The organism is Ruegeria sp. O11, assembly GCF_056535285.1.
Genome location: NZ_JBQERS010000002.1, coordinates 217,572 through 230,996 on the forward strand (window position 1 = coordinate 217,572; position 13,425 = coordinate 230,996).

General features: G+C 56.3%; 16 protein-coding genes. 6 read left to right on the top strand and 10 right to left on the bottom strand.

The genetic code is table 11. The features are described 5' to 3' along the window. The first annotated feature begins 29 nt into the window (after positions 1-29). From ACRZ91_RS07395 to ACRZ91_RS07415, 5 genes are read left to right on the top strand one after another with little or no spacing between them, the layout of a single operon-like run. Positions 30-1,184 (top strand): ABC transporter substrate-binding protein, encoded by a 1,155-nt coding sequence (locus tag ACRZ91_RS07395; RefSeq protein WP_170475434.1) that lies wholly within the window; start codon positions 30-32, stop codon positions 1,182-1,184. 41 nt (positions 1,185-1,225) lie between these two features. After that, on the top strand, positions 1,226-1,930 hold the full coding sequence (locus ACRZ91_RS07400; protein ID WP_480903799.1) for an ABC transporter ATP-binding protein: 705 nt from the start codon (positions 1,226-1,228) through the stop codon (positions 1,928-1,930). 1 nt (position 1,931) lies between these two features. Further along, a complete protein-coding gene (locus ACRZ91_RS07405) occupies positions 1,932-2,828 on the top strand; it encodes a branched-chain amino acid ABC transporter permease (RefSeq protein WP_480903802.1) in 897 nt (298 codons plus the stop codon). Then, positions 2,825-3,853, top strand: a complete 1,029-nt coding sequence (locus ACRZ91_RS07410) for a branched-chain amino acid ABC transporter permease (RefSeq protein WP_480903805.1) — start codon at positions 2,825-2,827, stop codon at positions 3,851-3,853. The genes ACRZ91_RS07405 and ACRZ91_RS07410 overlap by 4 nt, the downstream gene beginning before the upstream one ends. A 3-nt stretch (positions 3,854-3,856) precedes the next feature. Beyond that, a complete protein-coding gene (locus ACRZ91_RS07415; protein ID WP_170771359.1) occupies positions 3,857-4,795 on the top strand; it encodes an acetamidase/formamidase family protein in 939 nt (312 codons plus the stop codon). A gap of 663 nt (positions 4,796-5,458) precedes the next feature. Here ACRZ91_RS07415 and ACRZ91_RS07420 read toward each other — a convergent pair. The 10 genes from ACRZ91_RS07420 to ACRZ91_RS07465 form a co-directional block, all read right to left on the bottom strand. Then, the gene (locus ACRZ91_RS07420) at positions 5,459-5,740 is read right to left on the bottom strand and encodes an HlyU family transcriptional regulator (RefSeq protein WP_170542760.1); all 282 of its coding nucleotides are present in this window, start codon (positions 5,738-5,740) and stop codon (positions 5,459-5,461) included. Between the two features lie 529 nt (positions 5,741-6,269). Further along, positions 6,270-6,899 (bottom strand): urease accessory protein UreG, encoded by a 630-nt coding sequence (ureG, locus tag ACRZ91_RS07425; protein WP_480610085.1) that lies wholly within the window; start codon positions 6,897-6,899, stop codon positions 6,270-6,272. After that, entirely contained in the window at positions 6,896-7,549 is a 654-nt protein-coding gene (locus ACRZ91_RS07430; RefSeq protein ID WP_480903810.1) for an urease accessory protein UreF, read from the bottom strand. Before ACRZ91_RS07430 ends, ureG begins: the two co-directional genes overlap by 4 nt. Further along, complete coding sequence (gene ureE / locus ACRZ91_RS07435; protein WP_480903813.1) at positions 7,533-7,985, bottom strand: urease accessory protein UreE; 453 nt, start codon at positions 7,983-7,985, stop codon at positions 7,533-7,535. The genes ACRZ91_RS07430 and ureE overlap by 17 nt, the downstream gene beginning before the upstream one ends. 28 nt (positions 7,986-8,013) lie before the next feature. Then, entirely contained in the window at positions 8,014-8,238 is a 225-nt protein-coding gene (locus tag ACRZ91_RS07440) for a hypothetical protein (RefSeq protein WP_480903816.1), read from the bottom strand. Between the two features lie 121 nt (positions 8,239-8,359). Next, the gene (gene ureC / locus ACRZ91_RS07445) at positions 8,360-10,120 is read right to left on the bottom strand and encodes an urease subunit alpha (RefSeq protein WP_480903819.1); all 1,761 of its coding nucleotides are present in this window, start codon (positions 10,118-10,120) and stop codon (positions 8,360-8,362) included. Beyond that, positions 10,095-10,427, bottom strand: coding sequence for an urease subunit beta (locus ACRZ91_RS07450; RefSeq protein WP_010437454.1), 333 nt, complete (start codon positions 10,425-10,427; stop codon positions 10,095-10,097). Before ACRZ91_RS07450 ends, ureC begins: the two co-directional genes overlap by 26 nt. After that, positions 10,424-10,585, bottom strand: coding sequence for a hypothetical protein (locus ACRZ91_RS07455; RefSeq protein ID WP_480903823.1), 162 nt, complete (start codon positions 10,583-10,585; stop codon positions 10,424-10,426). Before ACRZ91_RS07455 ends, ACRZ91_RS07450 begins: the two co-directional genes overlap by 4 nt. Before the next feature lie 18 nt (positions 10,586-10,603). Further along, entirely contained in the window at positions 10,604-10,906 is a 303-nt protein-coding gene (locus tag ACRZ91_RS07460; protein WP_010437457.1) for an urease subunit gamma, read from the bottom strand. Position 10,907: 1 nt separating this feature from the next. After that, entirely contained in the window at positions 10,908-11,705 is a 798-nt protein-coding gene (locus tag ACRZ91_RS07465; RefSeq protein ID WP_480903826.1) for an urease accessory protein UreD, read from the bottom strand. Between the two features lie 414 nt (positions 11,706-12,119). On the opposite strand from ACRZ91_RS07465, the gene urtA reads away from it, so the two are divergent. Then, a complete protein-coding gene (urtA, locus tag ACRZ91_RS07470) occupies positions 12,120-13,400 on the top strand; it encodes an urea ABC transporter substrate-binding protein (protein WP_480903829.1) in 1,281 nt (426 codons plus the stop codon). Positions 13,401-13,425: the final 25 nt, after the last annotated feature.

A 13,425-nucleotide genomic window follows, 5' to 3' on the forward strand; every position in this document is an offset into this window, starting at 1 on the left:
CGCAGGCGGCTTTCAACAGGAGAACAAGTATGAAAAAGTTGACCCTTACGACTCTGACCGCCATGAGCCTGGCCCTACCCGCGGTCGCCGAAGATACGATCAAGATCGGACTGGGTGTACCGATGACTGGTGATCTGGCTATCTATTCCGAATACCTGGGCGCGCGCTGCATGGCGGATATGATCAACGCCGAAGGCGGCGCTGGTGGCAAGAAGATCGAAGTTCTGGTGCAGGATTCCGCAGGCGACACGCAGGCCGCCATTTCGTTGGCGCAGAAGTTTCTGGACGAAGGGGTCGTTATGCTGGGCACCACGCCGTTCTCGGACACGATGATCCCGGTGGCTCAGATCGCCCAACCTTACGGCGTTTCCATCTTCCAGCCGCAATCCACGCAGGTCGAGATGCACGCGGGTATCGTCGACAACTTCTTTACTGGCGTCTCGCCTGATCCATTCACGGCAACGGCGGCTGCAAACCACGCGCTCGGCGAAGGGGTCAAGAACGTGGTTCTGCTGACCTCGGATGAAGGCGGGTCATGGTCCGCGCGTACCCCGCTGTGGTTCGGTCAAGTGATCGAAGAGGGCGGCGGCAAGGTGCTGGCCAAGATGAATTTCAGCTTTGGCACATCGGACTGGTCGCCTCAAATCGCGGACATGAAAGCACTGGGTGAAGAGATCGATGCCGTTTATATTTCGTCGATCATGCCTGATATCGGTGTACTCGTGCGGCAGCTGCGCAGCGCTGGTATCGACGCCTGGGTGGTCGGCTCGGATGGGTTTGACGATCCATCCCTGGATGCAGTCGCGGCTGATGATCCTGCGATCCTCGACAAGGTTTTCTTTGCCACGCTGGCCCCCAGCCATAACGAAAGCGCCGTGGTTAAGTTCATGGCCGATTGCAAGGAGTTGGGCCACGACGTCCCCGGTTTGTTCCCGGCCACCGGTGCCGACACGGTCAAGGCCGTTGCCTGGGCGGTTGAAACCTCGGGCAGCAGTGACCCGGCGGTGATTGCAGAAACGATCCGCACAGCGGAGTCGATCCCCGTTCTGACAGTCGACAGCATTTCGTTCAAGGACACGAAAACCTATGCCCAACGCACGATCCCTGTGATTGGCTACAAAGATGGCAAGCGGGTTCTGATCTCGAACGAAATTCCCGAAAACACGCCGAAAGACTGGAACTGAGCCAAAAGACGGGGGCGGTTCCAGCCCCCGTTTCCAATCCCATGCTGAATGTTGAAAACCTGATAGTTTCTCACGGTCCGATCGAGGCCGTGCACGGCATCTCTTTCGCCGTGGAGAAGGGCCGCTGCGTGTCCTTGCTGGGGCCCAATGGCGCGGGCAAGACCTCGACCATCTCGGCGCTGATGGGTGTGGTCAAGTCCTCGGGCCGGATCACCTTTGACGGGGCCGATATCTCTTCGCTGCCTGTGGAAGCACGCGTGCAGGCGGGCATGTCCGTGGCCCCCGAAGGACGCCGGATCTTCTCGAACCTGAGCGTCGAGGAAAACCTGGTTCTGGGCGGTGCCACGCGTTCTGACCGCGCGGCCAAAGACGCCGACATCACCCACTGGCTTGAGATCTTTCCTATCCTTGGCGAACGCAAAGACCAACCCGCAGGCACCTTGTCGGGCGGTGAGCAGCAGATGCTGGCCATTTCCCGCGCCTTGATGACACGCCCCAAGATCCTGTTGCTGGATGAACCCAGCCTGGGTCTGGCCCCCAAGATCGTAAGCCAGATTTTCCAGATGATCGAACAGCTGAAAGCGCAGGGGATGACGATCCTTCTGGTCGAACAGAACGCAACGCAAGCGCTGCGCCTGTCGGACTACGCCTACCTTCTGAACAACGGACGGATCGTGGCCGAGGGGACGAAGGAAACACTGGGCCAAAGTAGCGCGCTTATGGCGGAACTGACGGGGATCGCCTGACATGGAATACGTGGCCCAGCAGATGATGAACGCGCTTGCCTTTGGTGCGGAATATGCGCTGATTGCACTCGGACTGGCGATTGTCTTTTCGATCATGGGGCTGGTGAACTTTGCCCATGGTGAGGTGATCGCGGTTGGCGGTTACACGATGGTGGCCTTTGCTGCGCTGGCGCTGAACAACCCCTTTATCGTCATAGGCGGAGCTATCGCGGCTGCGATCCTGATGTCCCTGTTGCTGGAACGCGTGGCGTTCCGGCCCGTGCGATACGCAGATCCGACAACCGGCCTACTGACCGCCTTTGGTGTCTCGATCGTTCTGCAGAATGTGTTTCTGCTTGCCGTCTCACCTCGCCCAGTGGCCGTGACGTCGCTGTATTTCTTAGACTGGCCCGTGCAGCTTTTGGGCGTTCAGGTATCTTCGCTTCAGGTGTTCGAGGCGGTGACAACGGTGCTGGTGATCGTCGGGCTGATGCTGTTTCTCAAGCGCACGACACTGGGTCTGGCAATGCGTGCCGCCTCGCTGGATTTTGAGATGGTCCGCATGGTCGGCGTCAGATCCAACAGGGTGTTTGCGGTGGCCTTCATGGTGTCGGGCCTTCTGGCTGGGCTGGCCTGTATTTTCATCATGGCGCGGCGTGGGTCGGTTGATCCGCATCTGGGGTTTAACCCAGTCCTCAAGGCCTTCGTGGCCTGCGTCGTCGGAGGATTCGGCAGCCTGCCCGGAGCCGTGCTGGGCGGCTTTCTTCTCGGCGCGATCGAGGTTGCCATGCTGGTCCTGCTACCGCAGGAATATGGCGGTATGAAAGACGCTTTTGTGTTTGGAATCATCGCCCTTGTCCTGGTCTGGAGGCCTGATGGCATCCTGTCGCCCCCGACTGAGAAAGGGGACAAGATATGATCCTTAATCCCAGTCAGAAACGCGGACTGGTGGGCGCTGCGATCCTGGCCGCAGTATTGATCGCGATTGGGCTGGTCGTGACCTATTTCGGCTCTCGCTATCAGCTTCGGCTGGTCTACAGCGCCTACGTGAACCTATTGGTTGTTCTGGCCATGCAGGTGTTCATGGGCAATGCGCGCCTAACCAACCTCAGCCACAGTGCCTTCATGGGGATCGGTGCCTATGTGGCCGCAATTTGCGTAACGCCGGTAACAGTCAAATCCATCTCTTTGCCGGATGCGCCATGGGGGTTGAATGCCTTTTCGCTGGACCCGGTCAGTTCGGCCTTGCTTGCCATTGCGATCACCGCCGTTCTGGCCTTAATCGTCGGGCTGTTCGTCGTGCGCCTGACAGGGTCCGGCGTGACCATCTTTTCCCTTGCCGTACTGGTCATCGTGCATTCGGTATTCCTGTACCGCACCGACATTTTCAAAGGGAATCAGGCGTTTTTCGGCATTCCACAGGTGTTTTCACTGACGTCTATCGTGATCTTGTCCGTGTTCGTTGTGTTCATCGTGCGCCTGTTTCGCGAAAGCCGTTGGGGTATCCAGCTGCGTGCCTGCGCCGATGATGAGGTCGGAGCCGCCGCAATGGGTGTGAACATTCGCAGGTTGCGCCTGATTGCCTGGGTTCTGTCGGCCATCCTGCTTGCGATCGCCGGGATTGCTTACGCCTATTTCCTTGGCACGATCAGCGCGCGGCCTTTCTATTTCAACCACGTCTTCCTGACACTCGCCATGCTGATCCTTGGGGGAATGAGAACGGTCACAGGTGCGGTTCTGGGCACGCTTCTGATCTCGTTCGGGTTGGAATGCGTGCGCTGGCTGGAAACCGGCCCAGTCCTTTTGGGCATCGACCTGCCCGAAGTGTTGGGCCTGTCAGGCATTGCGTTGGGAACGGTCATCGTACTGACTATGGCCCTGCGCCCCGGAGGGATCATGGGTGATCAAGAAATCGAAGACCTGGTTCTCAAAAAACAGGAGTAAGTCATGGGTTGCAACCACACTATTCACAAACACAACCATCATTTCGGCTGGGACAACTCTATCGAACCCGTTCTGAGCGTCGACCCCGGCGAGACCGTCGAGGTCGAAACCATCGACAGCTCGGGCGGGCAGTTGAACGCTTCCTCGACAGTGGCCGACCTGGGTACGCTGTCCTTCGACGCGGTCAACCCGGTCACAGGGCCGATCCACATCGAAGGGGCTCAGCCCGGCGATACGGTTGCCGTGACCTTCCTGGATTTCAAACCCTCGGGCTGGGGTTGGACCGCCAACATCCCCGGCTTTGGCCTGCTGACCGATCAGTTTCCCGAGGCGGCCCTGCATATCTGGAATTATGACGCCAATGCGATGACACCCACCCTGTTTGGCCCGGGCGGGAAGGTGCCGCTGAAGCCTTTCGTCGGCACAATCGGGTTGGCGCTGGCTGAGCCGGGTCTACATTCTGTCGTCCCACCGCGTCGGGTGGGCGGCAATCTGGACATCCGCGACAATTGCGTCGGCACAACGCTATACCTGCCGGTGGAAGTGGCTGGTGGGATGCTGTCGTTGGGAGATACCCATGCCGCGCAAGGTGATGGAGAGATTTGCGGCACTGCCATCGAAAGCCCAATGGACGTGGCACTTAAGGTCGACCTAATCAAAGGTGAAAACCTACCTTTCCCGAGATTTGAAACCAATGGCCCCGTCACTCGCCATTTCGATGCTGCCGGGTACAAGGCGACAACCGGCATCGGCGAGGACCTGATGCAAGCTGCTCGCGATGCGGTCTCGGGAATGGTCGATTGGATCGCGGCCACGACGGGGATGTCTGCGCTCGACGCCTATATGCTCTGCTCGGTGTGCGGCGATCTCCGGATCAGTGAGATCGTGGATATCCCGAACTGGACAGTGTCGTTCTACTTTCCGAAATCCGTTCTAGACTAAAGAAAGAAACGACTGTTAGACCCTGCTCTGGATCCGTGCTTGAGCCTAAGCGATGTATGAAACTACCGGTTCCGAAGGAAATCTGCACGCGCATATTCCAATCGAATTTCCCGGAAGTTCAGGGGTCGAAAACGATTGGTATTGGTAAAAAACTCTACCTACTACATCTTGTGTTTACGGCGATAGCCCCCAAATTCGTCACTCCGCTGCGTCCCTCTTTTTAGCACAATTCAGCCGCCAGCCAGATGGCTTGAGCCTTTGTTTCTCAAGGACGCATTTGAGAAGATAGTCGCTTCTGGGTCGGAAATGCTTGACGATTGGGTCAGAATTGAATGACGTGATTGACCGATTTATTGAGGTTTTGGCTGTCGATTGAATCGAATATAAGTGACGTTCCACACTTTTGTTGAACGTCAGGCGACTTTGACTTTCGCGTCATAAACTGACCTAACAACCTCTTGTCATACGCACGCAGACTGTTTCGTCTGATCTGACTTCAGCTAGCATATCAAAGTCCCGCTGTCAGCAGAGGTGCAAAAACAGTTCAGCGCTGACGTTCGATTGGATCTTTGTTAATTGCTGCTTTGCGGACAAAGCCGGGGGTGTGTCGACCGCCAAACGCAGATCAAATGCTAATCGTCGATCGCATTGTGGGCAAAACAGCTACCGGATTACTGTATCAAAAATGCGTTCGCCTTGTTCGTCAATCACCTGCTTTGCCTTGGTGATGCTGAAGCTCTCAGCCTGATCTCGGCTTTCAAAGACATCCGCCCGGATCACTGCATGAGTTTTGCGATCTCCGTCGATGGTCTTTTCGATACGGGCCGAAAGGCGATACTTGCCACCTTCAGCAATCAGGTCGGGGAAGATATCGAATCCTTTGTATCCGACCGGCTCAGGATCCGATTTTTCGCCGCCGCCGAAGAGTTTTGTAAAGATTGACACGGACCGCCTCCTTTCAGCGTTGCTCAGATCAGAGACTAACGCTGCTCGGGACGGGGTTGAAGCGTGCTGTGTGGTTGATTCACTGGTTTCTCGATCCAATTGTACTCTCGCGGCCAACCCGAAGCACCTAGAGCACCCAGTCATTGCAGGAATCAAGCAGGATTTGTCTGCGAGACAGCCACCATTTGCGAAGATCCCACTGATCGACCAGCACTCAATCAGAATGCGGTTCACATAAAACCCATTCAAAGATGACCACAGTTTGTTGTGGCGCCGCCAGTCATCCAATGGTTGCGAAAGCCTGCCAATTGATGCGCTGGTTATTGATAACTGGGATACGCAACAAGAGGGGCAAGGAAAAGATTTTGCTTGCCAATTTTGTCAAAAATGCCGTGGTGAATTTCGTTTTCAGTTAGCCTGCAAACAAAAACATAATTTAACATCCAGACAAATGCGAAAATGATAGTAGTGCTTTCGGTTTCTCCAATCGGCTTTGGGCATCGATAACTTGGCCTCTTCATCCCAGGGACTAACTCGCTTTCGAAACCTCTAAACCTCCCCCTTTCACAAGCAGATCCACAATTTCGTCGACCCCGCTTCTGTGGCGAAGTGACGAGAACAAGAAAGGCCGTCCTTTACGCATCATTTTCGCATCACGTTCCATAACTTGCAGCGAAGCGCCAACGTGCGGCGCAAGGTCGGTCTTGTTGATTACAAGGATGTCCGATTTCGTAATCGCCGGCCCGCCTTTCCTGGGGATTTCTTCGCCTGCGGCGACATCAATCACGTAGATGGTCAGATCCGCCAGTTCCGGGCTGAACGTGGCCGATAGATTGTCGCCTCCGCTTTCAATCAAAACAACGTCGAGATCCGGATGACGTGTCTGCATTTCCGCGACAGCGGCCAAATTGATCGAGGCGTCTTCGCGAATTGCTGTATGCGGGCAACCACCCGTTTCGACGCCGATGATCCTGTCCTGCGGCAGGACCTGCATGCGCATTAGCGCTTCGGCATCTTCCTGCGTATAAATGTCGTTGGTAATAACGCCCACCGAGCAGACATCGCGCAACGCTTCAGACAAGGCGGCGGTTAAAGTGGTTTTTCCGGCGCCTACCGGACCACCAATACCTACGCGAAGCGGGCCGTTCATACTCGTCATGTGCGGAATATCCTCGAATATTGTGTTTCGTGTTTCATGGACGCGATGTCCGCCAAAAACGTGGTAGAGCTTAACTCGTCCAAACTTGCCTTTTGTGCTCTTTCAGCAATCTGGGAACACAGCGGCGTCAGCTGGCGGATCAGCCTTTGAGCATCAGTCTGTCCCAGTGGCACAAGGCGCGTCGCACATGCGACAAGGTTGCTTGCGAATGCTTGCAGAAACATCTTGGTCGTCAGCAGCAAGGGAAGGTTTTGTAGTCTTGCGGCCCGTCCAATTGAGACAGGGTAGGTGAACTGTCCAAGGTCCAATTCCCAGACACCTTTGGTGATATTTCCGAAGGCCTGTCCCAGCAAATCGGTTTCCATGAGCCTTTCGGATGTCGCGCAAAAGGCCCGTGCCGTGACATCGACGTCGATCAGTTCATCTTTGTCCCGCGCATTGTAGGCCGCCACGACGAACAGAACATCATTCCACCCAGAGCCATGTTCCAGCACATCTGAAATCCAGGCATCGGTGTCCTGAGAATTCGCGACAGCTCCGTGGTCAATCGCTGCCTCAAGCCCGTGAGAGTAGGCAAATCCCCCCACAGGATAGGCGGGTGACAGCCATTGGATCAGTGTCAGGACATCGGCGTCAGTGGGTGTGGCCATGGGTCCTGCCGTGGCCATAGGCTCCGCCTTCAGGGGTAAACGGCTCGTGCACCTCTCGCACGGTAGCCCCTATTCTGAGAAGCATGTCTCGGATAACGTGATCGACCTGGATCAACAGGCGATCCCTTTCGATCTGGCAAGGCGTATGGCGATTGCCGATATGCCATGCGATGCGCGTCAGGTCCGGGGCTTTTACTTCCAGCAACGCTTCGGGTGCAGCTTGTATTTCCACTTCGCGACCGTCATCCAAGATTAACGCGCCGCCGTGGTTCAATGAGGTCGTTTGTGCCAGATCGATGAGGATCTGCTCGCCACTTTCACAGGTAAGAACCTTGCGGCGCAAAAAGCGGTCATCATAAGTCAAAGACAAGCAGTCTGTCGGATCGCCGTGTGTGTGATCCGAATATTGGCGGGCGGTGCAGAGCAGGGCGGTCATACCATCGCCTCCTCTGCAACGTAAACGATCAGAGCCAGATCGAATCCGCAAAGACCCGGTGCACGATCCGTTCGCGCGTCAGACCACGGTTTTTCAGTTCTTCGTCGCTGAGCGATTGCAGAAATTCGACTTGCCTGACACGCGATTGGGCTTGGGCCACGCTGATCAAAGCCGAGTAGACGGATGACCCGATGGATGCGATCAGACCGGGCAGCGAAAAGCGTGAGTTTGTCTGTGTTGCTGAGTGTGCCATTTGAACCCTCGTAAACGGTGGTCCTCCCATGGGGTTTAATATTTGTCATGTCGGCCTCACTTAGTAGAGCGTGTTTGGTCATTTCTGCCTTGCATGTGCCGCAACGGAGCACACTTTTTGATCAGAATAAAAAGTATCGCTGTGCCATGGGCAGCGTTTCGGCGGGTTGGCAGGTTAGCAGTTCGCCATCTGCCCGGACCTCGTAGGTTTCGGGGTCAACTTCGACATGCGGCGTCGCGTTATTCAGCAGAAGATCCTGCTTGCCGATCTCCCGCGTGTTTTGGACGGCGACGGTCTGCTTTGCCAGTCCCAGTGTATCACCGATCCCATCCGCATGGGCCGCCTGCGAGACAAATGTGATCGCCGAGTTTTCCACCGACCGTCCGTAAGCGCCAAACATCGGGCGACTATAAACCGGCTGCGGTGTAGGGATCGACGCGTTGGGATCGCCCATCTGCGCGCAGGCTATGGTGCCGCCCAGCAGAACCATCTCGGGCTTCACGCCGAAAAAGGCCGGGTTCCAAAGGACGAGGTCGGCGCGTTTGCCTTCCTCGATACTACCAATCTCGTGGCTCAGGCCATGTGCAATGGCCGGGTTGATGGTGTATTTCGCAATATAGCGGCGAACGCGAAAATTGTCGTTCTCACCGGTTTCCTCGGGCAAGCGCCCGCGCTGTTTCTTCATCTTGTCGGCGGTTTGCCATGTGCGGATCAAAACCTCTCCGACTCGACCCATGGCCTGACTGTCAGACGCGATGATGCTGAATGCACCCATGTCATGCAGGATATCCTCGGCTGCGATTGTCTCACGCCGAATGCGGCTTTCGGCAAAGGCCACGTCCTCGGGGATGGATTTGTCGAGGTGGTGACAGACCATCAGCATATCCAAATGTTCCTCAACCGTGTTCACGGTGAAGGGCCGTGTGGGGTTCGTCGAGGACGGCAGAACGTGGTTCTCGCCGCAGATCTTGATGATATCCGGAGCATGGCCGCCACCTGCGCCTTCAGTGTGGAAGGCGTGAATTGTGCGACCCTTCATGGCCGCTACGGTGTTTTCGACAAAGCCTGATTCATTGAGCGTGTCGGTATGGATCATAACCTGAACGTCCATCGCGTCTGCCACCGACAGGCAGCAGTCGATGGCGGCAGGGGTGGTGCCCCAGTCCTCGTGCAGCTTCAGCGCGCAGGCCCCGGCTTTGACCTGCTCTTCAAGAGCTGCGGGCAGCGAGGCATTGCCCTTGCCTGCAAACGCTAGATTCATCGGAAAAGCATCAGCCGCTTGCATCATCCGCCCGATATGCCATGGGCCAGGGGTGCAGGTGGTCGCCAACGTTCCATGCGCCGGACCGGTGCCGCCACCCAGCATAGTGGTCAAGCCGGAATGCAACGCGTCTTCGATCTGTTGCGGGCAAATGAAGTGGATATGACTGTCGAACCCACCTGCGGTCAGAATGCGACCTTCGCCTGCAATGATCTCGGTACCGGGACCGATGATGATTTCCACGCCGGGTTGAGTGTCGGGGTTCCCGGCCTTGCCGATCCTGGCGATACGCCCGTCTTTCAACCCCACATCCGCTTTGTAGATGCCGGAGTGATCGACGATCAGCGCGTTGGTGATCACCGTGTCCACCGCCCCTTCGGCTCGCGTGAACTGAGATTGCCCCATCCCATCACGAATGACTTTGCCACCGCCGAACTTGACCTCTTCCCCGTAAACGTCTTCGCGGTGGCCGGTTTCGCTGAAACGGGCTGCCGTTGCGCGCTCAACAATCAGATCTTTCTCGACCTCGATTATCAGATCCGTATCTGCCAATCGTACTTTGTCGCCGACCGTGGGGCCGAACATGGAGGCATAGTCACTCCGGCTGATCTTGCCCGGCATCTTTCAAAGCCCCCATGATGTGCATATTGAAACCGTAGATGTGACGGCGCCCGTCATATGGCACCAGAATAACCTCGCGAGTCTGACCCGGCTCAAATCGCACGGCAGTACCTGCAGGGATGTCTAATCGCATCCCCAAGGCTGCATAGCGATCGAAATCCAAGGCGGAGTTCGCTTCGGCGAAATGGTAATGGCTTCCGACCTGCACGGGTCGATCACCGGTATTGGCGACAACAACAAGACGACTGCTGCGTCCTGCGTTGAGCGTCAGTGAACCCTCGGCGGGTATGATCTCACCGGGGGTCATTTTGGCAGCTTCATTATCACCGTGATGGCGATGACCGCGATCAATGTTAGCCCTGCTGCAAGCAGGGCATAGTCACTGCTATGAGCGTGAACATGGGTGTCCGAATGGGCCACGGCCGGACTGGCCAGAATAAGTGCGGGAAACAGCATGCGGTACATGGGAAACTCCTCTGAAGTTTAACGAATAGGGTTATGAACAGTCACAAGCTTGGTGCCGTCCGGGAAAGTGGCTTCGACCTGCACCTCGTGGATCATCTCGGGAACGCCTTCCATGCATTGGTCGCGGGTGATCACTTCAGCCCCGGACTGCATCATGTCGGCGACTGAACGGCCGTCGCGCGCGCCCTCGACCACGGCGTCGGTGATCAGGGCGATAGCCTCGGGGTGGTTCAGTTTGACGCCGCGGTCCAGCCGTTTGCGGGCGACCTCGGCGGCCATGGCGACCAGCAGTTTGTCTTTTTCACGAGGTGTCAGGTTCATGTCAGAGCATCCAGCATCGGGGGAGGGTGTCTTTGTTCAGTTTGCGAAGAACCGGAATTAACGTCCGGCGAAGGGTAAAGCTGTTTTCGGCCAGAACCCGCGTGACGAGCAGGTCACTGCTGAGCAGGGTCGCCCCGGCGTCCTCGGGCAGCAATTGGCGAACAGAATCCAGATGACCCTCCGCTGCCTTCGACGCAAAGACGATCAGCGCCATCGCACCCGCGTCGTTCGCAATATGCGGCCGGGACAAATGCTTGTGCCAGTCACCAGAGAATCGAATCGCATCCAAAAACACTGGCGTCCCTGCGCGCCGAATCTCAATCCGGTCGCGCAAACGAATGTTGGTCAGCGTTTCACCCATGGCGGCGCGACCGAAGATCAGCGGCTCGACCATCAGCATCTCGGCATCCGGTGCAATATCAATCCTGAGGCGTCGATCCAATGCGCTGCCATTGAACAGAATGGTCTCTTGCGGCAACCAGTTCAAACGGGCCCCAGCCCCGGCCGTCAAAAGATTGGTAATCTGGCCACATTCGGCGGGTTGGGCCTTATAGGCCCGCTCGCAGGCTTGAGTTGTCAAGGTCAGCGCCGTACCTTCCGCAGCCTTGCCAGAAAATCGGAACGAATCCCCTCCGGTTACGCCGCCTGCTGTATTTAGAAGAACCGTATCAAGATCAGACGTCGTGGTTCTGGGAAACAGGCATTTAAATGACCCGGACTGGCGAAACGTGTCCAGCACCGTCTTTTTGCCCAGTTTCTTGGTGCTCAGGCTGACGGCACCTGCAGCACGTGGCGGCACTGCACTGTGCGTGGGCAATATGACTGCAGCTTGTTTAATAGGGCACCTTTAGAGCGTCGGATCGTGCGACTTGTTTCTCTGTTGAGGCGCCGGAACTCTAATCTACAGTGTCGAAAACTGTATATTTCCATGTCGTGTGGCTAAATTTTAGACAGTGGTGCCAGCGCGAGATCAAAAAATGGGCACATCTCACTGATTTCCAGAATTGAGGCAAACGTACGTTGCCAAGAATGCTGCAATGCAGAAACCGTATGGGTGCCACCGCGGAAAGAATTCGTAGGGTGTGTGACGGCTGCGCGAATTGGACCTCGATCACAACCGCCACACGGAACGCAACAACAGTTGCGGGGATCAGGTAGATGAAGAATGCGCAATTGCGCAAGCCTTCTCTGCTGGCCTCGCCAGGAGGATTAGATGAAATCGCTCAAATCCACGCTCGCCGGATCAGTAGTATTTGCTGCCATGGCCACCGCTGCGCTGTCGGCCGAAGACACTATTAAGGTCGGAGTACTGCATTCGCTCTCGGGTACGATGGCAATCTCGGAAACGACGCTGAAAGACACGATGCTAATGCTGATCGATCAACAAAATGCCAAGGGCGGTTTGTTGGGCAAGCAGCTTGAGGCCGTTGTAGTGGATCCCGCATCGGACTGGCCTTTGTTCGCGGAAAAAGCGCGTGAGCTTCTCACTGTGCATGAAGTTGATGTGATTTTTGGCAACTGGACTTCGGTCAGTCGTAAGTCAGTCCTGCCGGTGATCGAAGAACTGAACGGCCTTCTATTCTATCCGGTACAGTATGAGGGTGAAGAAAGCTCGAAAAACGTCTTCTACACCGGAGCGGCCCCGAACCAGCAGGCGATCCCTGCGACCGACTATTTCCTGGAGGAACTGGGGGTCGAGAAATTCGCTCTGCTCGGCACAGACTATGTCTACCCCAGGACTACCAACAATATCCTTGAAAGCTATCTGAAGCAGAAGGGTATTGCTGATGACGATATCTTCGTCAACTACACGCCTTTCGGCCATTCCGACTGGTCCAAGATCGTGGCTGACGTGGTCGCGCTGGGCGCGGATGGCAAGAAAGTCGGTGTGATCTCGACCATCAATGGTGACGCCAATATCGGGTTTTACAAGGAACTGGCAGCGGCTGGTGTGTCGGCAGATGACATTCCGGTCGTGGCCTTCTCGGTCGGTGAGGAAGAACTGTCCGGTCTGGATACCACGAACCTCGTCGGTCACCTTGCCGCTTGGAACTACTTCCAATCGGCCGACACTGACGTCAACGCAGAGTTCGTTGAGACATGGAAAGCCACCATGGGTGATGAACGCGTGACCAACGATCCGATGGAAGCGCATTACATCGGCTTCAACATGTGGGTAAACGCCGCGACCGAGGCCGGTTCGACCGAAGTCGATGCTGTACGCGCGGCGATGTACGGGCAGGAGTTCCCGAACCTGACCGGTGGCACTGCTGTGATGTTGCCGAACCACCACCTCGCCAAACCGGTTCTGATCGGCGAGATTCAGGAAGACGGCCAGTTCGATATCATCAGTGAGACTGATGTCGTGCCGGGTGACGCGTGGACTGATTTCCTTCCGGAGTCGGCTGTGCTGGTCTCGGATTGGAAAGAGCTGGGCTGCGGTATGTACAACACCGAGACCAAAACCTGCGTTCAGACCCTGTCGAACTACTAACCGACACGCAAGGCGGGTTTGTTCG